The following is a 26,725-nucleotide window of genomic DNA, read 5'->3' on the forward strand; positions in this document are numbered from 1 at the left end:
CGACGCCCCCAAGACGAACACCAAGACGAACCAAGCCGAGACGAAGACGACGAAGACGATGACGATGGCGAAGACGACGAAGACAACGACCCGCACGCACCCCGTCGACCACGAACTCGTCCGGGCCGCGACCGACACCGCGCGCACCCGCTGCCGGGGCGACAACCACACCATGGCAGCCGCTGCCCGCGCCCGGGACGGCCGCATCATCACCGCCGTGAACGCCTACCACTTCACCGGAGGCCCCTGCGCCGAACTGGTCCTCATCGGCGCGGCGGCCGCCCAGGGAGCCTACGAACTGGACACCGTCGTCGCCGTGGGCGACCGGAACCGGGGAGTCGTACCGCCCTGCGGCCGATGCCGCCAGGTCCTCCTCGACTACTTCCCCGAACTCAGGGTCATCGTCGGCACGGGCGACCACGCCCGCACTGTGCCCATCACCGACCTGCTGCCGGACAGCTACGTCTGGGCCGACCACCAGCTCGACGCCTAGGGCCCTTCCCGCGGTGGAACCCACGGACCGGCTATCGCGGCAGTGGACGATTCTCGAACAGCACCATCCCGGCCGCCGTGTTGGAGGCGGGCACGTGATAGGCGTCGTGCACACGGCGGATTCGTGGCCCGAGGGCGCCGCGCATGATCAGCCACATGATGAGCTCGATGCCCTCCGAACCGGCCTCGCGGATGTACTCCTCCCGGGTCAGCGCCGCCAGTTTCTCCGGGTCGTGCTCGATGGCGTCGAGGTACATCCGGTCGAAGTCCTGGTTGATCAGTCCCGCGCGGGCGCCCGCGAGTTGGTGGGACATGCCGCCGGTACCGAAGACGGCGACCTTGAGGTCCTCGGGGTAGGAGCGGATCGCCTCGCCGAGGGCCTTGCCCAGGGCCAGACACCGTGCCGCCGTGGGCTGCGGGTACTGGATGACGTTGACCAGGAGGGGGACGACGGCGCACGGCCAGCTCTCCCCTGGGTCGGGGCAGTACACCGACAATGGCACGGTCAGACCGTGGTCCACGGCGAGATCCTGGAACACCGTGATGTCGAAGGAGGAGTCGATCAGGCTTTCGATCAGATGGTCGGAGAACTCCGGGGCGCCGACGACGGCCGGGACCGGACGGCTGCCCCAGCCTTCGTCCGCCACCTCGTACGAGGCCGCCGCGCCGACCGCGAAGGCCGGTGTGACGGACAGGTCGACGGCGTTGGCGTGGTCGTTGTAGACGACCACGGCCACGTCCGGCTTGTGCCGGGCCATCCACTCACGGGCCGGCGCGTACCCGTCGAACAGTGGTTTCCAGTACGGGTCCTCGGTCTTTCCGCGGTCCATCGCCGCACCGATCGACGGCACGTGCGAGGTGGCCAGACCCCATATCACCTCAGCCAAAGCTCCGCCCTCCCGCTTCCAGTGCCTGAGCGAACTCCTCGGTGGTCATGCCGGTGAACACGCCTCCGAGGTACTGCATGGACTTCTGATCGAGTACCGCGAGCTTGAAGACGTAGAAGATGGAGCCGCCCAGCTCCAGCATCCGCGTCCAGTCCCGGCCCAGGACCGCCTCCCGTTGCTCGGCGGTGAGTCCGTACGCCTCGCAGTACGCGCCCTCGTCCGCGCTGAACCGCACGCGGTTGCCGGCCTCCTTCAACGAGCCGCAGAGCCGGTTCAGCGCCCGGCCCCGACGGTTGTCGGCGGTGTCGAAGACATAGGTACCCGTGACGTGGGGTGTGCGGGTGGACATGGCTTTCCTCTCCCCTCTTCCGCTGTCGTGTCCGGGCGGCCGGTCAGCGCAGCAGTCCGCCGCCGTCGCAGACGAGCGTCTGACCGGTGACCATGGCCCCGTCCGGCGAGGCCAGATACGAGACGAGTCCCGCGAAGTGCTCCGGGGTGACGTACTCCCGGATCGCCTGCTGCCGCATGGTCGCGGCGAAGATCTCGTCGCCGGAGTGGGCCCGGGTGCCGGGGGTGGCGACCTGGGCGGGGGCCACCGCGTTGACGGTGATCCCGTGCTCGCCTAGTTCTCGCGCCATCACCCGGGTCATGCCGATCAGCGCACCCTTGCTGGCGACGTAGGCGAGTTGGCCCGGTGAGCCGGTGAAGAAGGTGCGGGAGGCGACATTGATCACCCGTCCGCGGTGTGCGCTCTTGACCAGCCACGGCACGCACGCCTGCACCATGAGCAGCGGGCCGACGGCGTTGACGGCGAAGAAGCGGTGCAGTTCCCGCGGGGTGGCCTCCAGCAGACCGCTCCGGCCGGACAGCAGGCCCGCGTTGTTGACCAGGACGTCCACGCCGCCGTAGGTGTCCGCGATCTCCTCGACGGTACGGCGGGTGGCGGCCGGGTCGCTGACGTCACAACACCACGCCCGTACACCGGTGATCCCTGCCCTGTCGTCGAACCCCGCCGTGTCGTCCGGTTCGGCGATGTCCAGGGCGGCGACGGTGAACCCGTCGACGGCCAGCCGGCGCACGAGGGGTCCGCCGAGCCCACCCGCCGCGCCCGTGACCACCGCGACCCGAGCGCTCCGCGCGGTCATGGTGACTTCTCCTGCGGATGGGTGGCCAGGGCCTCCACGGTGATGTCCATCCACTTCCACATCGGCAGGGACACCAGGGCGTCGTGCAGTTCCGCCGGGTCGGCCGCCTCGTACAGGCCGATGGTCGCGTTGCGGCCCGGTACCCGCCACAGCCGTTTCAGGATCCCGGCCTCGCGGAGTTCCTGTGCCCGTGCTCGCTCCCCCTTGCGCAGGCTGTCGCGGACGTCGTCAGGGGTGTCCGGGGGCAGGGTGTTCTCGGTGCGGACGAGGAATTCCATGCGGGTCCTACCTTTCGAGGCTTCAGGCCAGATCCAGCAGCAGGTCCGCCAGTTCACCGGGAGCGGTGACCATGGCCTCGTGACCGGTGGCGATCTCGTGGACCGGCCAGCCCCGGGCGGCGGCGCGCTCGGCGTGCGGGGTGAACACCCGCATCCAGTCGGTGCATTCGACGAAGACACCGGGCACGTGGTCAGCCTTGCCGGTGAGCCGTAGCGGCTCGGTGTACGTCAGCCACGGGTGCGGGGTGAGGCGGGGGCCGAGCCAGTCCAGGTCCGACTGTTCCCGCACACCCAGAACGCTCAGTGAGCGCACCGGGATGAGCCAGCCGAAGCCCGGTCCGGCCACGGACTCCCGGTAGTGGCCGGCGACGGTGGCGGGCAGCAGGTCGATCGCCGCGTCCCCGTCGTCGCCGACGAAGGCGTCGAGGTGGACCCGTACGGCCAACCGCTCCGGGACACGGTCGGCGACACCGGTGACGACCTGACCGGCGTAGCTGTGCCCGACGAGCACGACGTCCCGCAGGTCGTGGGCCTCGATCAGGGCCACGACGTCCTGGACGTGCGTCGCGAGGCCCACGTGGGGACCGAGCAGGTGGGCGCGGTCGCTCACTCCGGTGAGAGTGGGGGCGTGCACGTCGTGCCCGGCGGCGCGCAACCGCGATGCCACACGCTGCCACACCCAACCGCCGTGCCAGGCCCCGTGCAGGAGGACGAAGACGCTCATGCCGGCACGCTTCCCCGCTGCTCGCGGGCCAGCATCTTCGCCAGGGCCCGGCGTCCGCGCAGGGCCGCCAGGTCGGAGCGGATGCTGGACTCGACGGTGCCGCCCGGATCGGTGGCGTACATCAACTCCTGGGCCTCCAGGGCGTCCACGTCCTCCTGCATCACCGCCAGCTGCTGCTTGTGCTGGAACTCGGTGAGCTCCTCGTCGTCGATGAGGTAGTCGCGGGCCAGGGCGTAGAAGTCGTGGGTCTCGTTGCCGAGCCCGGGTGTCATGCCGTACAGCACCTTCATGTGGAAGCCCTCCGGTTCCTCGGTGCCGGTGGCGGCGACGCGGATGTGGAGGATGAAGATGCCGGGCGGGTGGAACTCGCCGTCCTGCCAGCGGTCCACCGGTGAGGTCAGCCCGCACGACTTCTCGTAGAAGGGCGGGGCCTCGATGCCGACCATACGGCGGCTGAAGCCGACCCGGTCACCGTCCACGGTGACGTCGATCGGGGTGGCGGCCACGGCCGCGTTGCCGATGCTCGTCGGGTGCAGGAAGGTCTCGTGCGTGAGGTCGAGCAGGTTCTCCACCAGCAGCAGGTGGCGAGCCTTCAGCGGTACGACGCCGTGGACGTGGGTCCAGTGCGGGTCGGTCAGCCACGAGGTGTCCGGCAGCAGGCGCGCGTCGGCCAGGTCGGGGTCGCCGGGCCAGATCCAGATGACGCCGTCCTTCTCCACCAGGGGGAAGCGGCGCAGGGCGGCCTTGGGCCGGTCGGCCTGCTCGGCGACGCCGACACACACGCCCTGCGCGTCGAAGCGGTACCCGTGGTAGTCGCACTGGAGGGTGCCTTCGTCGTCCAAGTGGCCCAGGGACAACGGGTACTTGCGGTGCGGGCAGCGGTCCTCGACGGCGGTCACGCCGCCATCGGGCAGCCGGTAGAAGCAGACCGGGATGTCCGTGATCCAGCGGCGGGTGAGCGTCCGGCCGATCTCGTCGGACCAGGCTCCCAGGTACCAGCCGTTGCGCACGTGTGAGGAGAGCATGGACGGCAACGCCTTTCTCTTCGAAGTCTTCTTCGGGCGGCGGGCCGAGACCCGTAAGCCGGGTCAGAGGTCCAGGACGAGGCGGCCGCCGCGGGCGCGGGAGACGCAGATCAGCATGGTGTCGCCGGCGGCCCGCTCGTCCTCGGTGAGCAGGGCGTCCCGGTGGTCGATGTCACCCGCCAGGACAGCGGTCTCGCAGGAGCCGCAGATGCCCTCCTCGCAGGAGGACAGGACCGGCGCGCCCGCCGCTTCCACGGCCCTGAGCACCGACTGTCCCGGCCGCACGGTGAGCATCACTCCGGACGAGCGCAGCTCCACCTCGAACGGCTCGTCACCCTCGCCGTCACCCGAGTGCGGCCCAGGGGCCGCGGCGAACCGCTCCACGTTGAGCGCTCCCGCCGGCCAGGTGGCGCAGTGGGCCTCGACCGCGTCGATCAGCCCGGCCGGACCGCAGCAGTACACCAGTGCGGAGGGGTCGGGTTCGCCGAGATGGCCGCCGAGGTCGAGCAGGCCGTGCTCGTCCTGCGGCCATACGGTCACGCGCTCTCCGTAGCCCTCCAGCTCGGACAGGAACGCCATGGACGCCCGGCTCCGGCCCCCGTAGAGCAGGGACCAGTCCGCCCCGGCCGCGTGGAGCTCGGCGATCATCGGCAGCAGCGGGGTGATGCCGATGCCACCGGCGACGAACAGGTACCGCGCCGCCTGCCGCAGGGGGAAGTTGTTCCGCGGGCCCCGTATCCGCAGCTCGTCCGTCTCGCGGACCTCGTCGTGGATCCACCGCGATCCGCCGCGTCCGTCGGGCTCCCGCAGCACCGCGATGCGCCAGCAGTCGGTGACGGCCGTCGGACCGCACAGCGAGTACTGGCGGACGGTGCCCGTAGGGAGGACCACGTCGATGTGCGCGCCCGGCTGCCAGCGCGGCAGCGGTACGCCGTCGCGCGGTGCGAGCAGCAGGGACGTGACGTCGTCCGCCACCGCCTGCCGGGACAGCACGGTGACCGTGCCGTCGAATTCGGTGTCGCGTGGCGCCGGGGTCGTCGTGGCCGCGGCTGTCCCGAGCGGGAGCGCGTCCAGGGCGGCGGTCGACGGACTCGTCATGCGTGTCATCTCCTCGGCACGGTCGGTGGTGCGGTGGCACGTTCGACGCTAGTCGCGGGGAATGCGCAGGTCGTCGCGCTAATGACCGGACCCGGACGGCGGAAGGTCCAGGCCCGACTACGTCATTCGTCGCGCTCGCCGGGCTCCCGGCCGTGCCACGGTGCCTGGTCGAGGTGGATGTGCAGCGGCTGGTCCGTGCTCCACAGGGCTTCCACCACGGCGTGCAGATGCTCCGCGTCGACCCGCCACAGAGGCTCGCCGTACCGGTCGTCCCGTGTGACGCCGTCCGACGGGACGGCGTCGGTCAGCAGCCCCCGGTGACCGGCGGCGCGGTCCGGGGCGTCCGCTCCCCGCGCGAACTCGACGAACAGGGAGGTGGCGCGGAAGGGCACCCAGATGTGCGTGGCCGCGGTCATGCCAGCGTCCCCGTGGTCTCGGGGTAGAGCCGTACATAGGCCTCGCCCATGGTGCCGTGCGAAAGGCCCAGGTTGGGGCCGGCGTTCCGCTTGAGCTGGACCCCGCGCCGCTTGGCGAGATCGGTGTAGTAGTCCCACATGTGCTGCTGGGCGGCCAGGCACTCCATGGCCTCGCGCTTCCTGTCGAAGACGCTCGTGATGTCGAGCAGGACATTCGGCTTGAAGTCGCACTGCTCGGGCTGATGCGGTTCGAAGAAGAACACCGGGGGAGCGCCCAAAGGCTCTCCGGGCGCGTCGTAGCCGATCGCCTGAGCGAGCACGCGTGCCTGGAGCGCCATGCGGGCGGCGGCGGGGTGGTCGCCGTTGTAGGGGTCGGTGAGAGTGTGCGTGAGGACGACCGCGGGGTTCACCTCCCGGTAGACGTGCACGATGCGGTCCACCAACTCGGGTGTCTCCCGCAGGGGGTAGTCCCCGGCGTCCAGGAACTCGATCTCGGCGCCCAGCGCGGCGGCGGCGCCGGCGGCCTCCGTTCGGCGCAGTTGCTTGATCTCGTCGAGGCGGAGACCGTCCCGCCAGGCTTTGGCGGACTCGCCGCGTTCGCCGAAGCTCAGGCACAGCACCTTGGCGCGCTGACCGCGTGCGGCTGCCAGGGCGATGGCGCCGCCTGCTCGCCAGACGAAGTCGCCGGCGTGCGCGCTGATCACCAGCAGGGCGTCGTCGGAGGGCGGGGGCGCGGTGGGGGTCATGGGGGCTCCTTGAGTCGGACGGGACCGGGCGGACCGACATGTCCGCGGGACGGTCGGCGGGTGCCGAGATGTCGGCGATCTTGTGTGCCGGTGACGGGCCGCCGGGTCGCGTGCCCGCAGACCTGGCGGAAGCAGATCCGGCACGAGGTGCGGAACGAGGTCCGGCAAGTGGTGCGGCAAGAGATTCGGCAAGTGGTGCGGCGCGAGGTTCGGCCGTGGAGCGATGCCGTGCCTGAGGACGAGCATCCGGCGAAGTCGGCCGCGGTGGCTCGACGTCGGCACGAGGCGAGCGGGTCGGAACGAGCCGACGACGCGTTGTCACCATATCGCGAATGTTTTTGTTGACAATAGTGTTGACTTCAAGCAATCTCCTGACACCAGTACCGGATCAGACCGGAGGAGACATGCCCAGCCGTCACGTCGTCGTCAGGACCATCGACCGACCGGCCCCGGACGTCATCGCCCGGCTCGCCGAGGCCGGGGCGTCCACCGTCCACGAGGCCATCGGCCGCCGTGGCTTCGCGGGCACCGACCTGAAGCCGAACCAGCAGAACGTGCGGGTGGCGGGCCCGGCGGTGACGGTCAGCTCGCACCCCGGGGACAACCTGATGATCCACGCGGCCGTCGAGGTGTGCCGCCCCGGAGACGTCCTCGTGGTGACCACCACATCCCCGTCCACGGACGGCATGTTCGGCGAACTGCTGGCGACGTCCCTCGCCGCCCGCGGTGTCATCGGCCTGGTCACGGCGGCCGGGGTGCGCGACACCGTGGAACTGCGGGAGATGGGCTTCCACGTCTGGGCCCGGGCCGTGTCCGCGCAGGGCACGGTGAAGGCGTCCCCGGGCTCGGTCAACGTACCCGTGACACTCGGCGGGGTGTCCGTCCGGCCCGGGGACGTCGTCGTCGCCGACGACGACGGCGTGGTCGTCGTACCTCGCGCGGAGGCGGAGGAGGCGGCCGAACTGGCGGAGAAGCGGATCGCGAAGGAAGCCGTCAACCGGGAGATCCTGCGTTCCGGGACGCTGGGCGTCGACCACTACGGACTGCGCGCCCGGCTCGCCGAACTCGGCGTCACCTACCAGGACTGACCCCTCGCCCCGGGAACGAGCCGGAATTGCCCCCTCAAGAACACACGGTGGATGGTGACCAGGCGCAATGAGCACTCCCGGAACTCCTCCCGGTACTCCCGTCGGAATCGATGTCACCGGTGCGATCCGGGACGCGGTGCTGCGCGGCGAGTACGTGCCGCGCCAGCGCCTGGTCGAGGCGGATCTCTGCGAACAGTTCGGCGTCCGCCGCGCCGGCGTGCGGGCGGCGTTCCAGCAACTGGCGGCGGAGGGGCTGGTGGAGATTCAGCGCAACCGCGGCGCCCGCGTCCGGGAGATCACCTTCGCCGAGGCCGTCCAGATCACCGAGGCCCGCATGGTGCTGGAAGGGCTGATCGCCGCCCGCGCGGCGGAGCGGATCAGCCCGGCGGGGGCCGACCGTTTGCGCGGGATCGGCGCGGAGATGGCCAAGGCGGTGGCCGACGGCGAACCGGCGGCGTACAGCGACCTCAACGCCCGCCTGCACCGCTGTGTACGTGACATCGCCGGCCACGAGACCGCCGACCGGCTCATCGAGCAACTGAGGGCCCAGGTGGTCCGGCACCGGTTCATGCTCTCCCGTGTGCCCGGCCGGGCCCGTGCGTCGCTGCCCCAGCACCAGCGGATCATCGAGGCGATCGCCGCCGGTGACCCCGCGGAGGCCGAGGCCGCCATGCGGGCCCATATCGCCAGTGTGGTCGAGGCGCTGAGGGCCCTGGAGACGAGCAGACCCGCGGAGGGCTGAGAGCGCCTCCGCATGTCACGGAGGCGCTCTCATGGAACGGCCGTCAGCCTGCCGCCGGACCGGCGTTCCGGGCCGTCCTCCTGGCCCACGCGATTTCGAGCTTGCCCGTCGGCGTACGGGGCAGGGCGTCCGTCAGCACGACGGACCGGGGGACCTTGTAACCGGCGAGGCTGCGCCGGACCCAGTCGCGCAGTTCCTCACCGGTGGCGGTGGCGGCCGGTCCGACCGCCACGACAGCCGCCACCCGCTCGCCCCATGTCTCGTCGGGGACACCGACGACGACGCAGTCCGTCACCTCGGGGTGCGTCAGCAGCACGTCCTCCACCTCCTGCGGGTGCACCTTCTCCCCACCGGTGTTGATCACACCCGAGCCGCGCCCGAGGAACCTGATCGCGCCGTCGGCCTCGATCTGCGCGAGATCGCCCGGGATGGCGTACCGCACCCCGTCGATGGTGCGGAACGTCCGGGCGCTCTTCCCGGTGTCCTTGTAGTAGCCGAGCGGCATGGGCCCGCTGTAGGCGAGAATCCCGGTCTCACCGCTGCCGGGCTCGACGAAACGGTCACCCTCGCCGATCACCCTGGTCGCGGGCAGCGGATGGAAACGGGCGGGCAGCTCGTGTACCGACGAGGTGACCGCCAGGGCGAAGGGGCCGCCCTCGCTGGAGGCGATGGCGTCGACGACCGTGACGTCGGCGCGTGCGTGCAACGCCTTCTTCAGCCGGTCGTCGAGCGCGGTGCCGGAGCTGAGGACCGTGCGCAGGGAACGCAGGTCGTACGGTGTGCCGGTGCCTTCGGCGCGCACCAGTTCGTCGACGAGTGGCCGGCAGACGGCGTTGCCCGCGACGAGCAGTGTGTCGACCTGACGCTCGGCGAGCGTCTGCCAGACGTGGACCGGATCCAGTCCTCCCTGCCGTGCCATGACCGCCCGGCCGCCCACCAGCAGGGTGCCCATGGTGTTGAACAGACCGGTGGCGTGCATCAGAGGGACGACCGGCATCGTGGTCGGCGCTCTGCCTTCGCGACGGGCGGCGACCGCGATCGACGCTGCCTCCGTAAGCGACTTCGGCAGTTCGGTGACGCCGGCCCGCCGCAGGATCGGGATGGAGTGGAGCAGGTCGCCGAGCTGCCACATCACACCCTTCGGTTTGCCCGTGGTGCCGCCGGTGTACATGAAGAGCCGGTCGGAGCCGGGCCGGGGCCGGCGCTCGCGCGGTGCGTGCGTCGCGAGCAGTTCGTCCAACTCGGGCACCGCGGGCCCGGCCGGGCCTTCGGCGGGCGGATCCCCCACCCTCACGAGCAGCTTCAACGTCCGTACGTGTCCGGCGGCGTGCGTGACCCGGTCCGCCAGGGCGCCACCGAAGACGAGCGCCACCGCGTCCGCGTCCGTGAGCAGCTCGGACAACTCCTCGCCGGTGTAACGGTAGTTGGCGTTCGCCGGCACGGCGCCGAGCTTGAACGCCGCGAAGACCGTCTCCAGGTACGCGGCGCCGTTGTACAGGTAGCAGGCCACCGTGTCCCCGGCCCGCACCCCGGCGTCCTCCAGCGCGGCGGCCAGCCGAGACGCACGATCGTCGAACTCCCGGTAGGTCAGCTCGCGACCGGGCTCGGTGATGGCGACGGCATCGGGCAGCGCGCGGGAGACGGCCTCCCAGATCGTGCCGATGGACACGTCCATTCCTCGGACCTCCTCGTCCTCGGGGGCTCGGACATCAGGCGGCGCGGGCCCGGACCGGCCACGCGGCCGAGCCCGTCCCACGGGCCTCGCCGGATCCCATCGGGGGGAGAGCGGGAATCCGGCGAGGTGGATGCCCAGGCTAAGCGGGTGCCGTCGAAGGGGGAACGCGATCAATGACTGAACCCGACCAGGCGCTTCGACAGGCGATGAACAGGTCAAATGACGTAGCACCGGGGTCGGCGCACCGGGCTACGATGCTGCCGTCGGACGCATCCCGACCCCTCCATCAGTCCTTTCCGCCGGTGCCTGCGTCCCCGCCCCCCGTGGGCCCGCCCCCGTGGGCTCCGTCGCACGCAGCCGATGAGGAGACAGGCCATGTCCGCTGCACGGCTCGTCGAGTGGGGCGATGTCGCCGCCGCGACGGCGGACGGCCTCGCCGTGGTGGACCGCGCCGGCCGCTTCGTCCGGCTGAACCCCGCGGCGGTCGCGCTGTGCGGCGCGCGACGGGAGACCGACCTCGTCGGTGCCCCCGCTCCGTTCGCGTTCACCAAGGAGCCCACCGCCTGCCCGGGGCTGCTGGAGGACCAGCCCGACGAGCAGGTGGTCCACTGGGTGACCGGCTCCGGGGCGCGCCGCGAGTTCGCCTACCGGGCCCGCAACCTGCCGGCCGACCCGAGCCTGAAGGTCGTGTCGTTCCGCGACGTGACGGACGAGGGGCACCGCTACCGCAGGGTCGCGGCCATCGCCCGGACCTCCGTGTCCCTGGCCTCCGAGGGATCACTGGGCTCGACCCTGGACGCCGTCGCCCGGCAGATCGTCCGGACCGACGGACTGGCCGGGGTGCAGATCCTGATCCTGGACAGCACGGGCCGGGAACTGCGCCTGATGGGCTCCGCGGGGCTACGCCGCTCGGACACGTTCCTCGACCGTCTGCTGGAGTGCCGCGACCGGGGCGCCCGGCTGGTCATGCTCGACACCCTGAAGGAACGCGAACCGATCGTCGTCCCCCACCGATGGGCGGAGATCCGCTCCGACCCTGCCTGGGAACCGCTGCACGACTACCTCGGCGAACTGGCCTGGGACTCCTTCGTCAGCGTGCCGCTGACCGTGCGCGGCCGCGCCGAAGGCGTGCTGAACGCCTACTTCGCGCCGGGCCAGGAGGTCGGCCCACGCACGCTGGAGTTCCTCGCCGCCATGGCCGAACAGGCCGCCCTCGCCGTCGACCACGCCACGCTGCTGCAGCGCGAACGCGACGGAGCCCGGCAGGACGAACGCCAGCGCCTGGCCCGTGATCTGCACGACTCGATCGTCCAGCAGGTGTTCTCGATCGGCATGCAGGCCAACGCGGTGGGAGTACTCGGGACGCGCGGCGTACCGGTGCCCGCCGAGGCCGTCCGGCACTTCGCGGACGAGATCGGAACGCTCTCGCGGACCGTGCTCGCCGACCTGAGGGCGATGGTGCACGAACTGCGTCCGTCCTCCACCGCCGACCTCGGTCTGGAGGAGACGGTGCACTCACTCGTCAGGAGCACCGAGAACCGGACCGGTCTGGACTTCCGGCTCCGGTTCGGGCGAGGACTGGACTCGATCGACCCCGAACTCGCCGAGGACGCCTACCGGATCGTCGCGGAGGCCATCCACAACGTGGTGAAACACGCGGAGGCCACCCTTGCCACCGTCCGCATCGGCGTCCACGGCCACACCCTGACCGCGAGCGTCTCCGACAACGGCCGCGGACTGCGGGACGCGAGCGGGCGCCCGGTCCCTCCCGAAGGCGACCGGAGCGTCGGTGCGGGGGGAGACGGCGAGGGCTACGGACTGACGACCATGCGGGAAAGGGCGGAACGATGGGGTGGCACCATGAGAATCAGATCGCGCGCCCAGAGGGGTACGACCGTGCGCGTGGTCGTACCCCTGCCCGTACAGGTGCCGGACCCGTCCCCCGAGGACCCGGACAACTCCGCGAACACCCGGCTGACGGTGCGGCTCTGAGCAGCGGGGAGCCCCGGCCGACCCGGGTGCTGATCGTGGACGACCACGCCGTCGTACGCCGTGGCATCCGCGCCTACCTGGAAGTCATGGACGACATGGAGGCCGCCGCGGAAGCGGCCGACGGGCAGGAGGCGCTCGCCCGGCTGGACGCGATGGCGGCCCACGGCGAGCTGCCGGACGTGGTGCTGATCGACCTGCTCATGCCCAGGATGGACGGCTCCACCGCGATCGGGCTGATCAAGGAACGCCACCCCGGTGTACGGGTCGTGGTGCTCACCAGTTTCGGCGAGATGGAGCGCGTCCACGCCGCCCTCGCCCAGGGGGCCGCGGGCTATCTGCTCAAGGACGCGGAGGCCGGCGAGGTGGTCTCCGCGATCCGCGCGGCGGCACGGGGAGAGGTCTTCCTCGACCCCGCCGTGGCCCGGGGGCTCACCCAGGAGATCGTGGCGCCGCCGACCGGGCTCGGCGCGCTCACCGGCCGCGAGCGCGATGTCCTCGTCCTCGTCGCCGAGGGACGGTCCAACCAGCAGATCGCCGACGAACTGGTCATCAGCGAGCGCACGGCCCGCACGCACGTGAGCAATGTGCTGCGCAAGCTCCGCCTCACGTCACGGACCCAGGCGGCGCTGTTCGCCGTACGGCAGGGACTGGTACCGCCGCGCGGCTGAGTGCCGCGCGGCGCGGATCGGCCTCGCCGTGGGTGACCACCGGGATGAGTGACACCTCCGACCGCGACACATGTCCCGGCCCCGGCAGGACACAGGACGGCCGCCGAAACGGTCATCGGGCGGATCCTTCGGCGCCCGGAGCGTACCTACGCTCGGGGAAACGCCGACCCCCTGCTCAGGAGGACAACATGCTCGACGGCCGAGTCGCCATCGTCACGGGTGCGGGCCGCGGCCTCGGGCGGGCATACGCCCGTGCGCTGGCGGCAGCGGGTACCGCCGTCGTCGTGAACGACCTCGACGGCGACGTGGCCGCCGAAACCGTCGACGCGATCACCGCGGCGGGAGGCGCGGCCGTCGCCCAGGTCGGCGCGGTCGGCAGCTCCGAGTTCGCCGACGCTCTGGTCGAGCGGGCCGTCGCCGAGTTCGGCCGCCTCGACGTGATGATCACCAACGCCGGCGCGCTGCGGGACAGGACTTTGCGCAACGTCACCGACGAGGACTTCGACCTCGTCGTCACCAGCCATCTGAGGGGCACTTTCACCTGCGGTCGCGCCGCGGCGGCCCGCTTCCGCGAGCAGGGCGACGGCGGCCGGCTCATCCTCGTGGGCTCACCCGCGGGACAGCGTGCCAGCTTCGGCCAGACCGCCTACTCGGCCGCCAAGGGCGCGATCGTCGCGATGACCCGTACCTGGGCCGTCGAACTCGGGAAGATCGACGTCACCGTCAACGCCGTCGTACCGACCGCCCTGACCCGTATGGTCGCGACCATGCCGCGCGTCGGCGACCTCGTGGCCAAGGTGGACGCGGGCGAGCCGGTTCCCGAGGGAGCCCGCCGCCAGGGGCTGGGCTCGCCGGACGACGTCGCCCCGGTGATCGTGTACCTGGCGTCGAAGGAGTCGGGTCATGTCACCGGGCAGGCCATCGCCGCCGGAGGTGACCGCATCGCCCTGTGGACGCATCCCGGCGAGGTGTCCGAACAGCTCCGCCCCGGAGGCTGGAGCGCCGAGTCGGTGAGCGAACTGTTCGCCGGCGCGTACGCGCGGCAGTTGCAGGACTTCCAGCCCACCCCGCTCGACCTCGGAGCCATCGGCAGCATCTGACCCGTGCGCCGCGCGGAGCACCACCTCGAACGCCCGCATGCTCACGCCATCGGCCGGACCGTGGCCGGCCGAGGGCCTGATCGGATCCCTCCGGGGCACGGCCGGCCGGTCGGCCGCGCCTCCATCAACCGTCAGGAGAGCCGCATGTCCCAAGAGGTCGGTACCAGATCGGAGCAACCGCAGGCCGCCACCGTGCGGACCGGGCTGCTCATCGACGGCAAGACCGTCGAGACCGACGCCCACACGGCCGTACACGACCCCGCCGCCCCGGACCGGATCGTCGGGTACGCCGCCGCGGCGACCCGGGAGCACGCCCGCGCGGCGGTCGCCGCCGCCGACGCCGCCTTCCCCGGCTGGGCCGCCACGCCCGCCCGGCGGCGGGCGGAGATCATGGAGGAGGCGCTCGGCCTGCTCGACCCCAGTGCGGCCGAACGGGCGGCCCTGATGACCCGCGAGAACGGCAAGATCTCCTTCGAGAGCCAGGTGGAGATGGGGGTGTTCGTCGCACGCACGCGGGCGGCGCTCGACCTGGTCGACACCCTGGACCAGGTGCGGCACCTCGACGGCCCGCCGCTGAACTCGACGGTTCACCGGCTGCCCATGGGCGTGGTCACCGTCATCGTGCCGTTCAACTGGCCGATCGCGATCCTGGGCGCGAGCCTGCCCTACGCGCTGCTCGCCGGGAACACCGCAGTGGTCAAACCCCCGCCCACCGCGCCGCTGGCGATGGTGCGCACCCTGGAACTGTTCGCCGCGGGACTTCCGGCCGGCGTGCTCAATGTCGTGACCGGCAGCAACGAGGCGGTGGAGCCGGTGCTCACCGATCCGCGGGTGCGGAAGATCGTGTTCACCGGCAGCACCGCCGCCGGCAGGCACATCATGGCCGCCGCCGCGCAGAGCCTCGCCTCGGTCACCCTGGAACTCGGCGGCAACGACCCCGCGATCGTCCTGGACGACGCCACGCTGGACGAAGAACACATCGGCCGCCTGACACACGGCGCGTTCCTGACGAGTGGTCAGGTGTGCATGGCGGTCAAGCGGGTGTACGTCCACCGGTCGCGCTACGACGAACTCGTCGACAAGCTCACCTCCGCCCTCGCCGCCCACCGCGTGGGCCCGGGCTCCGACCCCGCCTCCACCCTGGGCCCGCTCAACAGCGCGGGCCAGCGCGAGAAGGTGGTCGCCATGCTGGCCGAGGCGGCCGACGCAGGCACCGAGATCCGCGAACTGGGCACGCTGGACGCGGGCGTCGCGTCCTCGCGTGGCCACTTCCTGCGTCCGGCACTCGTCCTCGACCCCGACCCCGGCCTGCGGATCGTCACCGAGGAGCAGTTCGGGCCGGCATTGCCGATCCTGCCGTTCGACGACCTCGATCCCGTGGTGGCTCACCTCGACAACGACTGGTCGGGGCTGTGTTCCTCGGTGTGGAGCGCCGACCCCGCCCGAGCCTCCGCCCTCGCGGAGCGGTTGCGCACCGGCACCACGTGGATCAACCACGCCAACGCCGTCGTGTGCGACGACCGGGCCCCGTTCGGCGGCTTCCGGCAGAGCGGCATCGGACGCGAGATGGGTCCGGACGGCCTGCTCACCTTCACCGAGACGCACACCGTCACAGTGCCGGGCGGCTGAGCACGTCTTCCCGTCCGCCTGCCGACTGTGCCCCGGACCGCTCCGGCGGCCGGGGCACGGTCGGCTCACAATCGGCGGTGACCAACCGGTGGCCGACCGTCAGGCGGTGGCCGACCGTCGGACGAGCGGCACCGAGACGGCGTCGTACGGGGTGTCGGCATCCCGGACCGGAGCGGTGCGACGTGAGTGGGGAAGGTACGGACGGTCCCGGTACACGGCGGCCCTGGTCGGCGGTCGAAACGACCGCCCCTGATCACACGGATCGCGGTGCCACGCGTTCCCGACCGGTTCAGCCGGGCCACGTCCACCTGACCGGGCGCCGGCTGGACCACGTAGAGGGTGCGGCCGACGAGTACCGGTCCGTCGCCGCCGGGCAGGGCTGCCAGGCAGGTCGACCTGCCTGGCAGCCCTGGGCGCGGGTGCGGGTCGGGTGCGGATCAGGTCGGCTCCGGCAGGGTGCGCATGGCTCCCTCCGCGCTCGCCGGCTCCGCGGGGGCCTCCTCGCCGGGGGCCCGGGGAACGAGCCCGATCAGTACGGCACCGATGACGCCGGGTACCGCGAGGGCGTAGAAGTTCCACTGGAAGGCCAGTCCCGCCCCGATGATGAACCCGAGCAACGGCGGGGCGAGCATCGAGCCGAGGCGGCCGAAGCCCAGTGCCCAGCCCAGTGCCGTGGCGCCCATCCGTACCGGGTAGTACTTGGAGACGTACGCGAGGACGAACGTCTGTGTCCCCATGGCCCCCACACCCCCGAGCGCGACGGCCGCGTACAGCACCGCCGTCGGCAACCGCAGGCTGAGGAGGATCACGGCGACGCCTGCCAGCAGGCATGTCGTGACGATGATGGGCTTCGAGCCGAGCCGGTCGGCGGCCAGGGAGATGAGGAGTTGGCCGACGACGGCACCAAGGTTGAACATCAGCAGGAAGCCGAGCGCGGAAGCGGAGGAGTAACCGGCCCTGCGCATGATCTCCGGGAGCCAGGTGTTGTATCCGTAGATCATGAACAGACACAGGCACGACATGACCAGGAAGCACAGGGTCGCCACGAGGTAGTCACGTGAGAGCAGGGCTTTCACCGGCGACCTGGTCCCCGACCCGGTGGCGCTCGCCGCCTGCGGAGACGTCGCCGCCTCGTCGCGTGCGTCCTGTGGCGGGATGCTCCAGCGCCGGGTCGTCCTCTCCGCCTCGGCGTGCCTGCCCTTGGCTCGCAGGAAGGAGACGGACTCGGGCAGGAACCTCAGTGCCACGGGCACGATCAGGACGAGGGGGAGCAGGCCGAGCAGGAACATCGCCTGCCAGCCGTAGCGGGGTATCACGAACATCCCGGTGAAGGCCGCGATGATGCCGCCCACGGGAAAGCCGCTGAAGATGATGGCGAAGACCAGGTTGCGGGCCCTCGGGTGTGAGTATTCGCCGCTGAGGGCCGAGGCGGTCGGCAGGACGCCGCCGAGCCCGAGGCCCGCGAGGAACCGGAAGGCGCCGAACACCTCGGGGGAGGTCGCGGTCGCGCACAGGCCCGTCATCACCGAGAACCAGGTCAGACAGCCGATCAGCATCCTGCGTCGGCCCAGGATGTCGGTGAGCGTACCGACGGTCGTGGCCCCGATGAGCATCCCGGTCAGGGCGAAGGAACCGATCAGACCGGCACCGGCGGGAGTCAGACCCCATCCGTGTTCATGAAGCAGGGACGGGATGACGGCGCCGTAGATGACCACGTCGTATCCGTCGGCGACGATGGCGAATCCACAGATCGCGAGGACCAGCAAGGTGACTGGAGGCCAGGTGGCATTGCCGCCACTTCCTCCGCGGCTCTCTTCCTGCATGACAGTTCCTCTCACTGGGCTGTGTCGGGGGGCGGCTCTCTGGCACGGGAACGCGGCGGCCGCGGGTCCGTTCGGGGCGCGGGAACACGCGGCGCTGATGCGCGGATGCTCTGGAGGCGCCGGCCCGGCTGCATCGCCTGCGGCCGGCCTTGACCGCTAAGTGTGCACACTATTTCAGGGCTGTAAAGAGGTCTGGAGTGCGATGGTGTGAAGAATCGTAAACTTAGTCCCATTATGCGCGACTTGACGTTTACTTGTGTATGCACATTGGCGGGTGGGGTGGCGCCGCTCAGTGAGCGGCGCTCCCACCGAGGCCGCGTGAGATCCCGCGGCCGGCCAGCACGACAGCGGGGACCAGCAGGTGAGTGCGGGTGTCGGCGCACACGACGGACAGGGCCGCCACCACGCGGCCCTTCGCGTCGGTGACGGGCACCGCCACCGAATGGGCGTCCGGGCTCATCTCCTCGTGGACGACAGCGACACCGGTCCTCCGGCACTCCGCCAGCGTCTGACGCAGCACGGCCGGATCGGTGACGGTCCTCGGTGTGAGGCGGGGCAGGCCGTCCCGTACGACCGCGGTGAAGTACTCCTCGCCCGCGTGCGCCAGCAGCATCTGGCCGACGGCGGACGCGTGCAGGGGCAGCCGGCCGCCGACGTTGGACACCACCGGCACCGCTCCCGTCGCGGAGATCCGCTCGACGACCAGGGCGTCGGTCCCGTCGAGGACGGCCAGTTGCACGTGCTGCCGTGTGGCGGCGTGGAGGTCCTCCATGATCGGCATCGCCCGGACGCGCAACGGGAGCCCCCGGGGGTTCAGTGTGCCCAGCTCCCACAGGCGCAGGCCGATGACGTAGGCGCCGCCGGGCAGGCGTTCCAGCGCTCCCCAGGCCGCCAGTTCGCCGACCAGCCGATGCGCGGTGGCATGGCGCAGGCCGGTGAGACGGCAGAGCTGGGCGAGCGTCAGCTCGGGGCGGCCCGGGGTGAAAGCGTCCAGGATGGCCAGGGCCCTGGAGGTGACGGTGCGGCCGCGGTCGCTGCTGTTGGCCGTGGCAGGTCCTTTCGCCGTGACGGCGGGCCTTCCCCGCGCCGTGCTCCGGCGGCATTCTCCGGTTCGGCAACCGGTCGCGGGCAGGAAGATGTCCGTTCAGCGGACATCGTACTGACCGCCGTGGGCCCCGCCCCGGACTCTCCTCCCAGTCCTCCAGCCGAAGGGAGTCCAAGCAATGCGCAAGACCGAGACGCCGCGGGGCGGCGACGGCGGCCGTGGCGCCGGGCCGCCGTCCCGCACACCTGCCGAGACCCGAGCCGATGCACGGGCGGCGCCGGGCATGGTGCCGGAGGCGGGGATGGGTGCGGAGCCGCGAGCCGAGGCGCGGGACGGATCGTCGCTGCGCTTCGAGCACGAGAACCTGACGCAGCGCGTTCGTTTCGGCTCGGGGACGGCGGCGACGTCGGTGCGGGCCGAGGTGGAGCGGCTCGGCGCCTCGCGGATCATGGTGATCGCGGCGACCGCCGAGGCGGAGCTCGCGCGGACGGTCACCGCCGGTCTGCCGGTCGTGCTGCGCTGGGACGAGGTCGTGATGCACGTACCCGTCGACGTGGCGGAACGGGCTCGCGCCGCGGCCGCCCTCCACGGGGCGGATCTGCTGCTCAGTGTCGGCGGTGGTTCCACCACGGGCTTGGCGAAGGCGATCGCGCTGACCAGCGCACTGCCGATCGTCGCGGTTCCCACCACGTACGCCGGTTCGGAGGCCACCAGCGTGTGGGGTCTGACCGAGCGGGCGCACAAGCGCACCGGCGTCGACGCACGGGTGCTGCCGCGCGCCGTCGTGTACGACGCGGCCCTCACCGTGTCCCTGCCGGTGCCGTTGAGCGTCGCGTCGGGTCTGAACGCGCTGGCGCACTGCGTCGACGCGATGTGGGGCCCCCGCGCCGACCCGATCGACCGGGCGCTGGCGGGGGAGGGGATCCGCGCGCTCGCGACGGGCCTGCCCGCCGTGGTCGCCGACCCGGCCGGCCTTCCGGGCCGCGAGCGGACGCTGTACGGGACGTACCTGTCCGCGGTGGCGTTCTCGTCGGCGGGTTCGGGGCTGCACCACAAGATCTGCCATGTGCTGGGCGGCATGCACGACCTGCCGCACGCCCAGACCCACGCGGTGGTGCTGCCCCACGTCCTGGCGTTCAACGCACCCGCCGCCCCGGAGGCCGAGCGGCGCATCGCCGCCGCGTTCGGTACGGGATCGGCGCTCGATGGGTTGGAGCGCCTCCGGCGCGAGGTGGACGCGCCGAGGGCGCTGCGCGACTACGGGGTGACGGAGGCCGCGGTCGACGACGCCGTGCGGGCCGTCCTGGACGCGGTGCCGGACGGCAATCCGCGGCCGGTGACGGCGGCGGACGTCCGGCGCCTGCTGCGTGCGGCGTGGCGGGGCGCGGACCCACGGCTGACGAACGCCGAGTCCGACGGGCCCGAAGAGTCCGACGAACCTTCAGAGTCGTACGAGGAGAGCCGACGGTGAACGAGCGGAACAAGACAGCGGCCGAGCGGAACAAGACAGCGGCCGAGCGGAGCAAGACAGCGGCCGAGCGGAACAAGACGGCGGCCGAGCGGAGCAGGACGGCGGCCGAGCAGCGGGCACGCGAACAGGCTCTGGTGGACAAGGTCGTGGCCTCGTTCGAGGCGGCCGAGGACCCCCGGCTGCGGCAGGTGACGCAGGCCCTGACCCGGCACCTGCACGCCTTCCTGTGCGAGGTGCGGGTGACCGAGGACGAGTGGGGTGCCGCGATCGGGTTCCTCACCGCGGCCGGTCACATCACCGACGACAAGCGGCAGGAGTTCATCCTGCTGTCGGACGTGCTCGGGGCTTCCATGCAGACGATCGCGATCAACAACGAGGCCTACGCGAACGCGACCGAGGCGACCGTGCTCGGACCGTTCTTCGTCGAGGGTTCGCCCGAGATCCCGCTGGGCGGAGACATGTCCTTCGGCGCCGCCGGACAGCCGTGCTGGGTCGAGGGCACCGTCACCGACACCGACGGCAGACCGGTGCGAGGGGCCCGGATGGAGGTGTGGGAGGCCGACGAGGACGGCTTCTACGACGTGCAGTACGACGACGACCGCACCGCGGCACGGGGCCACCTGTTCAGCGACGCGGCGGGCGCCTACCGGTTCTGGGCGATCACCCCGACCCCGTATCCCATCCCGCACGACGGGCCGGTCGGCGCGCTCCTCGCCGCCGTGGGCCGTTCCCCCATGCGCGCCTCGCACCTGCACTTCGACGTCCGCGCCGAGGGCATGCGCACCCTGATCACCCACATCTTCGTACGGGGCGACGAACTCCTCGCCACGGACGCCGTGTTCGGCGTCAAGGACTCCCTCGTCCACGACTTCGTGGAGCACCCCGCGGGCACACCCACCCCCGACGGCCGCGATGTCGGGGGCCGGCCCTGGTCGAGTGTCCGCTTCGACATCGTCCTCGCGCCCGCGGACACCGCGGAGCGAGGCGTCCCTTCGCACGGCAGGAGCCGCTGATGAGCAGCGAGGACAACAGAGGAACCCCGGGCCCGCGCGTGGCCGTCGTCGGCGCAGGAATCGGCGGCCTCGCCACCGCGGCGTTCCTCCACCGGGCCGGCATCGAGGCGACCGTGTACGAACAGGCGCCCGCCCTCACCGAGGTCGGCGCGGGCCTCGTCGTCTCCCCGAACGCGGTGCGGCTGCTGCGCAGCCTCGGTCAGCTGGACCGCTTCCGTGAACGCGCCGTGCCGCTGCGGGTCGGCTGGGAGTTCCGGCGCTGGGAGGACAGCCGTGTGCTGTTCTCCCAGAACCTCGGCGACGAGTGCGAACGCCGCTTCGGCGAGCACAGCTACGTCGCGCACCGCGCCGACCTCCTCGCCGCGGTGCGGGCCGCGGTCCCCGGAGCGGCGCTGCGGCTCGGCACCCGTCTCGCGAGCCTCCGCCGACTGGACGAGGGCGTGGAGCTGACGTTCACCGACGGCACACGCACGGTCGCCGACGTGGTCGTGGGCGCCGACGGCGTCCACACCACCGTGGGACAGTACGTGACCGAGGCGGGCGCGCCGCGGTTCTCGAACATCTGTGCCTGGCGGTGCCTCGTGCCGGCCGAAAGTGCGCCGGAGTTCGCGCGTCACCCGGTCCAGACCCTGTGGCTCGGCCCGGACCGGCACCTGGTGCACTATCCGATCTCGGCGAACACGCAGATCAACATCGTCGCGTTCGGACCGGCCCACGACTGGACGACGGAGTCCTGGTCGGCCGAGGGGCGTATCGAGGACCTGCGCGCCGAGTTCGCCGGCTGGTCCGGCGAACTGCGGGCACTGCTCGCGGCGGCGGAGCGCACCGGGCGGTGGGCGCTGCTCGACCGCGATCCGCTGCCCCGCTGGACGAACGGTCCGGTCGCCCTGCTCGGCGACGCCGCACACCCGATGTTCCCGTTCTTCGCCCAGGGGGCCGCGCAGGCGATGGAGGACGCCGCCGTCCTGGCAGGCTGCCTTGCCGAGCGCCCCGACGATCCCACCACCGCGCTGCGCCGCTACGAGGACATACGCCGCCCGCGCGCGAGCCGCGTGCAGCGGATGAGTCGGAGCCGGGCGGAGAGCAACCACCTCGCCGACGGTCCCGCACAGCGGGCCAGGGACGCCTCGTTCTCGACGGCGGATCCGTTCGCCCACAACGGATGGATCTACGGACACGACGCAGAGCGAGCGGTGCGGGAGGTGCTCGCGGGCAGCTGATCCGGTGCGGCTGATCCGAACAGCAATGGTAATCTTGCCGTCAATCTTCTGATATGTCAGATTGTTCGGTGAGGTCGGCTCCACCGCAGCCCTCGCCGGACCGACTCGGGGGGACAGGAGGCGCGGTGACGGCTGAGAAGGTCGGCCCATGAGCCGCACGCAGCAGCCCGAGTCGTCGTCCTCCGGCGCCCCGGTGGCCACGGGCGAAGAGCTCCGGGAGGGCGGAGCGCGCGGCTCGGAGGCGCTGGCGCTCATGCTCCCCCTGGCGACGACGTGCCTGGCCGGCCTGGCCACGGTCGTGCACCGGCACGATCGTGCCACGGGTCGGCCGCCTGCTGCGCAGCCGTTCCCTGACCTGCGAGGTCTACGACGGCAGCCTCACCACACCCCGTATCTGCCACGCCGGCCACACCGACGAGGGCGGTCGCGGTCTGCAACTCGTCGCCGCGATGTCACGACGCTGGGGCGCCCGTTACCTCCGCGACGGCAAGTGCATCTGGACGGAGCAGGACCTGCCGCCCGCATCGGATTCCAGGAGGAATTCGTCCAGCTGATCGGCGGCGGCGCGACGAATTCCGGCGATGGGCGACGACACCAAGAATTCCGGAAAGCCGGGCGACCGCTTCGCTAATGCGCCGCCCGCATCAGCTGTTCCCGAAGCCATGTACGCGCGGGGTCACCGGTGGTGCGCGGATTCCACACCAGGTCGATGCCGAGCGAGGGCAGGGGGGTCGGTGGCTCCATCACCCTGAGCCCGCGCTGGGCCGCCAGTCGCCGTGCCAGTCGTCGCGGCAGCAGCGCGATCATGGAGGTGCCGCTCACCATCGAGGGGATCACCAGGAACTCGCAGACGACGCACCGGACGTGGAGATCGGGAATCAGCCGGGCGAGAACCTGCTGCGCGCCGACTCGTTCTCCCTCCCACTCGAACACCACGTGTGGCAGCCGGGCGAGGTCGTCGACGGTGAGCGTCGCGCCGATGCGGTCGTTGCCGGCGTCCGCGACCAGGACCCAGTTCTCGTCGTAGAGCCGCTCCCTCGGCAGTGCGGTCGGCACGGTGTCCGGTAGCAGCATCACGTCCGCCGTCATATCGCCGCAGGTGAGAGCCTGGTGGGAGGCTGGCGGTTCCAGGTGCAGGCGGACACCCGGCGCGCTCGCGGCGAGCCTGGCGCCGAGGGCGGGGAGCACGGGCAGGGCCGTGGCACCGGTCGCGGCGACGCGGAAGACGCGGCCCGAGGTCGCGGGATCGAACGTCGGGGGCCTCAGCACCTGGCTGCTCGCGGTCTCGAGGATCAGGCCCACCGGTCCGGCCAGCGCCCCGGCGCGCGCGGTGAGGACGTACTCGCGGCCGACCCTGACGAGGAGTTCGTCGCCGAGAGCGCGCCGCAGCCGTTGCAGGGCGTTGCTCATGGCCGGCTGCGTCAGCCCGACCGCCCGGGCGGCGCGGGTGACACTGCGGTGTTCGAGGAGGGCGGCGAGCAGCGGGAGCAGATTGAGGTCGATCCGATGCAGGCCGGTCGCGGTATTCGCCGGCCGAGGACTGCTTTCCATTCCGGTTATTCACCTCGTCCATGTATCGCATGCGAAACAGTGATTCGACTGATCGGCGGCGTGGTACTAGCGTCCCTGAAATCCGGAGTTCGCACTCATCGCTGCGGATTCTCTTACGGAAATCGACTTACGGCACACCGGAGGAATGCATGCCGACGATCGAGTCGGACAGGGGCGAGTTGCGTCGACTCACCGAGGACTGGGCGTTGTGGCGCGACGCCGGCGACTGGGAGCGGTTCGCCACCGTGTGGCACCCCGACGACGGCTGGATGACGGCCACGTGGTTCCAGGGCCCGGCGACCGACTTCATCGAGATCAGCAGGGAGGGCTTCGCGAACGGCGTCAGCATCCTGCACTTCCTCGGCGGTCACACCGCCGACGTGGTCGGTGACCGCGCCGTCGCCCAGACCAAGATGACCATCAACCAGCGGGCCGAGGTCGACGGGGTGGAGGTCGACGTCGTCTGTACCGGGCGGTTCTACGATTTCTGCGCGCGGCACGAGGGCGCGTGGAAGATCGTGCGCCGGCAGCCGATCTACGAGAAGGACCGCCTCGACGTGGTCGATCCGTCCGCGACACTGAGCCTGGACCGACGGCTGCTGGACCGCTTTCCCGTCGGCTACCGCCATCTCGGCTACCTCCAGACCAAGGCCGGGTTCACGGTGAAGACCGGGCTGCCGGGCCTGACCGGTGAGGTCGTGCGGCGCCTCTACGAGGAGGGCGCCACATGGCTGGCCGGGTCCAGCGCCCCGGGCGATCCGCACTGAACCGCTCCGCGCAGGCCCCACTGATGTGCCGCAGGGCGCCTGCCGGGCGCGAGTCCGGTTCAGGCGCCCCGCGTCGTGCGGCTGCGAGAGGTCACGCGTCCCAGTCTTCGGGGCGTACGGCGAGCGCCACGCGCCCGAGACTGTTGTCCTCCTCCATGTAACGGTGGGCGTCGGCGACGCGGGCGATGGGGAACGTACGGTCCACGACGGCACGGAAGCCGTTCTCCACCTGGGTCCACAGTTCCGTCACGGCGGCCGGATTGCCGGTGCGGACGCCGATGATGCGGTGGCAGTCGGAGTACACCCTGCGCAGGTCGATCTTGACCTGGCCGCCGAGGAAGGCGCCCGAGGTCACCACGGCACCGCCGCGGGTCAGCGAGTCGAGGGTGGCGTCCCAGACGGCCGGGTCACCGAGGTTGTCGACGGCGATGTCGACGCCGCGACCTCCCGTCGCCTCCCTGACCCGCTCCACCAGGTCCGGCGCGTTGGTGTCGAGCACGAGGTCGGCGCCCGCCGCGGCCATGGCCGCGCGTTTCTCCGGCGACCGGGAGGTCGAGATGACTCTCGCGCCCAGGTGCTGGGCGTAGGCGGCCGTGGTGGAACCGAGGGCGGAGGAGGCGCCCTGCACGAGGACCCAGTGGCCGGGACGCAGTCCCGCCTGGGTCATCTGGTTGGCGGCGACCGGGCCGAGGAGGGCGAGAGAGGCGGCCATCGCGGCCGGAATGCCGTCCGGGACCTGGTGAACGTTGCGCGCCGGCACCGCACAGTACTGGGCGTAGGCGCCGGGGCGATGGGTGCCGATCACGGTCAGGGAGTCGCAGACCTCCTCACGGCCTTCGGCGCAGTAGGCGCAGGTGCCGCAGGCGACACCGGGCAGGACGGCCACGCGATCGCCGACCCGCACGGAGTCCACGCCCTCGCCCAGGGCGGCGACGGTGCCCGCGTGGTCCGCGCCCAGGATGTGGGGCGGGTGGATCGTGGCGTAGGGGTGGTTGCCCGCACGCGCGGTGAGGTCGAGCAGTCGGCCGATACCGACGGCCGCGACCTGGACGAGGACCTCTCCGGGACCGGGGCGTGGTGTGTCCACGATGGCCTGCTCCAGGACGTCGGGCCCTCCGAACCGGCGGAACAGCATCGCCTTCATGGTGGTGGGTGTGGGCAGTACTCGCGGCCAGCCGAGCTCGGAAGCCGTAGGAGTGTCGTTCATGACGCCACCACCGTGTTCTCCAGGCGGCCGATCCGTTCGATGTCGATGACTATGTCGTCTCCGGCGGCCAGGAACTCCCCGCGCGGTACTCCACAGCCCGCCGGTGTGCCGGTGAGGATGACGTCTCCGGGTTCCAGCCGGGTGATACGGCTGGCCGCCGCGATCACCTCGGGGATCTTCACCATCATCTGAGCGGTGGAGGAGTCCTGCTTCAGCACGCCGTTGACGCTGAGCCGGATCCTCAGGTTCTGGGGGTCGGCGATCTGCCAGGAGGGCACCAGTCCGGGGCCGAGGGGGCAGAAGCCGTCCTGTCCCTTGTGGCCGACCCAGTCGAAGGTGAACGGCTCGGCGACCGGCTTGTCGGATCTGATCCGGTCCCGGGCGGAGATGTCGTTGGCCGCCAGGTAGCCGGCCACGTGCTCCATGGCCTGTCCGGGCGCGAGGTCACGGCCGCCGCGGCCGATGACGACGGCGAGTTCGGCCTCCCAGTCGACGCGTGCGCCCGGGTAGGCGGGAAGCGGCACCACGTCCCCCGGGCCCGTCACCGTGGTCGTCGGCGGCTTGAGGAAGAAGAACGGATCTCCCAGCTCATCGGGGCGTTCGCAGCCCATCTCGGCGATGTGGTCCCAGTAGTTGGCGCCCGCGCAGAGCACCTTGCCGGGATACGTCAGCGGCGGGGCGAGTCGCGCGCCGACGACGGCGTCGGACGCCGTCGGTGTCCAGTGGCGCAAGAGCGGCGCGAGCGAGTCCCAGCGGCCCAGCACCTCCATCAGGGTGAGGCCTTCCGTCCCGGGCGGGCCCGGGACCACGGTTTCGTCGGTGTACGCACCGACGCTGACCTTCTCCGAGTCGGCGACCCGGTACTGCACCAGTGACCATTCAGGCGGTGTCATGTTTCCTCCGGCAAAGCGGCTCTCTGAAGC

General features: G+C 71.4%; 26 protein-coding genes and 1 pseudogene. 12 read left to right on the forward strand and 15 right to left on the reverse strand.

Annotated elements, in window-relative coordinates; all coding sequences use genetic code 11:
* The first annotated feature begins 58 nt into the window (after positions 1-58).
* The gene (locus tag ACWCRJ_RS04175; RefSeq protein WP_450938148.1) at positions 59-493 is read left to right on the forward strand and encodes a cytidine deaminase family protein; all 435 of its coding nucleotides are present in this window, start codon (positions 59-61) and stop codon (positions 491-493) included.
* Positions 494-524: 31 nt separating this feature from the next.
* On the opposite strand, the gene ACWCRJ_RS04180 is transcribed toward ACWCRJ_RS04175, so the two are convergent.
* The 9 genes from ACWCRJ_RS04180 to ACWCRJ_RS04220 all read right to left on the reverse strand — a co-directional run bounded on the left by ACWCRJ_RS04180 (position 525) and on the right by ACWCRJ_RS04220 (position 6,811).
* Positions 525-1,370: a class III extradiol dioxygenase subunit beta gene (locus ACWCRJ_RS04180; RefSeq protein WP_450938149.1), complete on the reverse strand. Its 846-nt coding sequence runs from the start codon at positions 1,368-1,370 to the stop codon at positions 525-527.
* 1 nt (position 1,371) lies between these two features.
* Entirely contained in the window at positions 1,372-1,728 is a 357-nt protein-coding gene (locus ACWCRJ_RS04185; protein ID WP_450937808.1) for a protocatechuate 3,4-dioxygenase, read from the reverse strand.
* Between the two features lie 43 nt (positions 1,729-1,771).
* Positions 1,772-2,524, reverse strand: a complete 753-nt coding sequence (locus ACWCRJ_RS04190; RefSeq protein WP_450937809.1) for an SDR family NAD(P)-dependent oxidoreductase — start codon at positions 2,522-2,524, stop codon at positions 1,772-1,774.
* Complete coding sequence (locus tag ACWCRJ_RS04195; protein ID WP_450937810.1) at positions 2,521-2,802, reverse strand: muconolactone Delta-isomerase family protein; 282 nt, start codon at positions 2,800-2,802, stop codon at positions 2,521-2,523. The genes ACWCRJ_RS04190 and ACWCRJ_RS04195 overlap by 4 nt, the downstream gene beginning before the upstream one ends.
* 22 nt (positions 2,803-2,824) lie before the next feature.
* Complete coding sequence (locus ACWCRJ_RS04200; RefSeq protein ID WP_450937811.1) at positions 2,825-3,526, reverse strand: alpha/beta fold hydrolase; 702 nt, start codon at positions 3,524-3,526, stop codon at positions 2,825-2,827.
* Positions 3,523-4,551 carry a Rieske 2Fe-2S domain-containing protein gene (locus ACWCRJ_RS04205; protein WP_450937812.1) on the reverse strand — a complete coding sequence of 343 codons (1,029 nt, stop codon included), beginning with the start codon at positions 4,549-4,551 and terminating at the stop codon, positions 3,523-3,525. Before ACWCRJ_RS04205 ends, ACWCRJ_RS04200 begins: the two co-directional genes overlap by 4 nt.
* Positions 4,552-4,614: 63 nt before the next feature.
* Positions 4,615-5,649 (reverse strand): PDR/VanB family oxidoreductase, encoded by a 1,035-nt coding sequence (locus ACWCRJ_RS04210; protein ID WP_450937813.1) that lies wholly within the window; start codon positions 5,647-5,649, stop codon positions 4,615-4,617.
* Positions 5,650-5,771: 122 nt separating this feature from the next.
* Positions 5,772-6,065, reverse strand: a complete 294-nt coding sequence (locus ACWCRJ_RS04215; protein WP_450937814.1) for a hypothetical protein — start codon at positions 6,063-6,065, stop codon at positions 5,772-5,774.
* Positions 6,062-6,811 (reverse strand): PIG-L deacetylase family protein, encoded by a 750-nt coding sequence (locus ACWCRJ_RS04220; protein ID WP_450937815.1) that lies wholly within the window; start codon positions 6,809-6,811, stop codon positions 6,062-6,064. Before ACWCRJ_RS04220 ends, ACWCRJ_RS04215 begins: the two co-directional genes overlap by 4 nt.
* Positions 6,812-7,215: 404 nt before the next feature.
* Here ACWCRJ_RS04220 and ACWCRJ_RS04225 point away from each other — a divergent pair, with 404 nt between their 5' ends.
* Together ACWCRJ_RS04225 and ACWCRJ_RS04230 are read left to right on the forward strand one after the other, a co-directional pair.
* Positions 7,216-7,899, forward strand: a complete 684-nt coding sequence (locus ACWCRJ_RS04225; RefSeq protein ID WP_450937816.1) for a 4-carboxy-4-hydroxy-2-oxoadipate aldolase/oxaloacetate decarboxylase — start codon at positions 7,216-7,218, stop codon at positions 7,897-7,899.
* Between the two features lie 67 nt (positions 7,900-7,966).
* Positions 7,967-8,641, forward strand: coding sequence for a GntR family transcriptional regulator (locus ACWCRJ_RS04230; protein ID WP_450937817.1), 675 nt, complete (start codon positions 7,967-7,969; stop codon positions 8,639-8,641).
* Positions 8,642-8,684: 43 nt separating this feature from the next.
* Here ACWCRJ_RS04230 and ACWCRJ_RS04235 read toward each other — a convergent pair whose 3' ends face one another.
* Positions 8,685-10,316, reverse strand: coding sequence for an AMP-binding protein (locus ACWCRJ_RS04235; RefSeq protein WP_450937818.1), 1,632 nt, complete (start codon positions 10,314-10,316; stop codon positions 8,685-8,687).
* 375 nt (positions 10,317-10,691) lie between these two features.
* Here ACWCRJ_RS04235 and ACWCRJ_RS04240 point away from each other — a divergent pair, with 375 nt between their 5' ends.
* The 4 genes from ACWCRJ_RS04240 (at position 10,692) to ACWCRJ_RS04255 (ending at position 15,705) form a co-directional block, all read left to right on the forward strand.
* Positions 10,692-12,308: an ATP-binding protein gene (locus tag ACWCRJ_RS04240; RefSeq protein ID WP_450937819.1), complete on the forward strand. Its 1,617-nt coding sequence runs from the start codon at positions 10,692-10,694 to the stop codon at positions 12,306-12,308.
* A gap of 26 nt (positions 12,309-12,334) precedes the next feature.
* Positions 12,335-12,976, forward strand: a complete 642-nt coding sequence (locus ACWCRJ_RS04245; RefSeq protein ID WP_450937820.1) for a response regulator — start codon at positions 12,335-12,337, stop codon at positions 12,974-12,976.
* Between the two features lie 188 nt (positions 12,977-13,164).
* Complete coding sequence (locus ACWCRJ_RS04250) at positions 13,165-14,076, forward strand: SDR family NAD(P)-dependent oxidoreductase (RefSeq protein ID WP_450937821.1); 912 nt, start codon at positions 13,165-13,167, stop codon at positions 14,074-14,076.
* A 144-nt stretch (positions 14,077-14,220) separates the two neighbouring features.
* Complete coding sequence (locus ACWCRJ_RS04255; RefSeq protein ID WP_450937822.1) at positions 14,221-15,705, forward strand: aldehyde dehydrogenase family protein; 1,485 nt, start codon at positions 14,221-14,223, stop codon at positions 15,703-15,705.
* A gap of 437 nt (positions 15,706-16,142) precedes the next feature.
* Here the strand turns inward: ACWCRJ_RS04255 and ACWCRJ_RS04260 are convergent, their stop codons facing one another.
* Both ACWCRJ_RS04260 and ACWCRJ_RS04265 read right to left on the reverse strand, forming a co-directional pair.
* Positions 16,143-17,528 carry an MFS transporter gene (locus ACWCRJ_RS04260; protein ID WP_450937823.1) on the reverse strand — a complete coding sequence of 462 codons (1,386 nt, stop codon included), beginning with the start codon at positions 17,526-17,528 and terminating at the stop codon, positions 16,143-16,145.
* 289 nt (positions 17,529-17,817) lie between these two features.
* Positions 17,818-18,666 carry an IclR family transcriptional regulator gene (locus ACWCRJ_RS04265; RefSeq protein WP_450938150.1) on the reverse strand — a complete coding sequence of 283 codons (849 nt, stop codon included), beginning with the start codon at positions 18,664-18,666 and terminating at the stop codon, positions 17,818-17,820.
* Positions 18,667-18,916: 250 nt separating this feature from the next.
* Between ACWCRJ_RS04265 and ACWCRJ_RS04270 the strand changes: the two genes are divergently transcribed.
* The 4 genes and pseudogenes from ACWCRJ_RS04270 to ACWCRJ_RS04285 all read left to right on the forward strand — a co-directional run.
* Complete coding sequence (locus ACWCRJ_RS04270; RefSeq protein ID WP_450938151.1) at positions 18,917-20,044, forward strand: maleylacetate reductase; 1,128 nt, start codon at positions 18,917-18,919, stop codon at positions 20,042-20,044.
* A gap of 131 nt (positions 20,045-20,175) precedes the next feature.
* Positions 20,176-21,057, forward strand: coding sequence for a dioxygenase family protein (locus ACWCRJ_RS04275; RefSeq protein WP_450938152.1), 882 nt, complete (start codon positions 20,176-20,178; stop codon positions 21,055-21,057).
* Positions 21,057-22,277, forward strand: a complete 1,221-nt coding sequence (locus tag ACWCRJ_RS04280; RefSeq protein WP_450937824.1) for an FAD-dependent monooxygenase — start codon at positions 21,057-21,059, stop codon at positions 22,275-22,277. Before ACWCRJ_RS04275 ends, ACWCRJ_RS04280 begins: the two co-directional genes overlap by 1 nt.
* A gap of 329 nt (positions 22,278-22,606) precedes the next feature.
* Positions 22,607-22,831, forward strand: a pseudogene (locus tag ACWCRJ_RS04285) (ATP-binding protein); the annotation flags it as partial.
* Between the two features lie 73 nt (positions 22,832-22,904).
* Here the strand turns inward: ACWCRJ_RS04285 and ACWCRJ_RS04290 are convergent.
* Entirely contained in the window at positions 22,905-23,828 is a 924-nt protein-coding gene (locus ACWCRJ_RS04290) for a LysR family transcriptional regulator (protein ID WP_450937825.1), read from the reverse strand.
* Between the two features lie 149 nt (positions 23,829-23,977).
* On the opposite strand from ACWCRJ_RS04290, the gene ACWCRJ_RS04295 reads away from it, so the two are divergent.
* Entirely contained in the window at positions 23,978-24,595 is a 618-nt protein-coding gene (locus tag ACWCRJ_RS04295; RefSeq protein ID WP_450937826.1) for a nuclear transport factor 2 family protein, read from the forward strand.
* Between the two features lie 91 nt (positions 24,596-24,686).
* Here ACWCRJ_RS04295 and ACWCRJ_RS04300 read toward each other — a convergent pair whose 3' ends face one another.
* Together ACWCRJ_RS04300 and ACWCRJ_RS04305 are read right to left on the reverse strand one after the other, a co-directional pair.
* Complete coding sequence (locus ACWCRJ_RS04300) at positions 24,687-25,802, reverse strand: alcohol dehydrogenase catalytic domain-containing protein (protein ID WP_450937827.1); 1,116 nt, start codon at positions 25,800-25,802, stop codon at positions 24,687-24,689.
* A complete protein-coding gene (locus tag ACWCRJ_RS04305) occupies positions 25,799-26,695 on the reverse strand; it encodes a fumarylacetoacetate hydrolase family protein (RefSeq protein WP_450937828.1) in 897 nt (298 codons plus the stop codon). Before ACWCRJ_RS04305 ends, ACWCRJ_RS04300 begins: the two co-directional genes overlap by 4 nt.
* Positions 26,696-26,725: the final 30 nt, after the last annotated feature.

This window comes from Streptomyces sp. NPDC002324 (assembly GCF_053593335.1).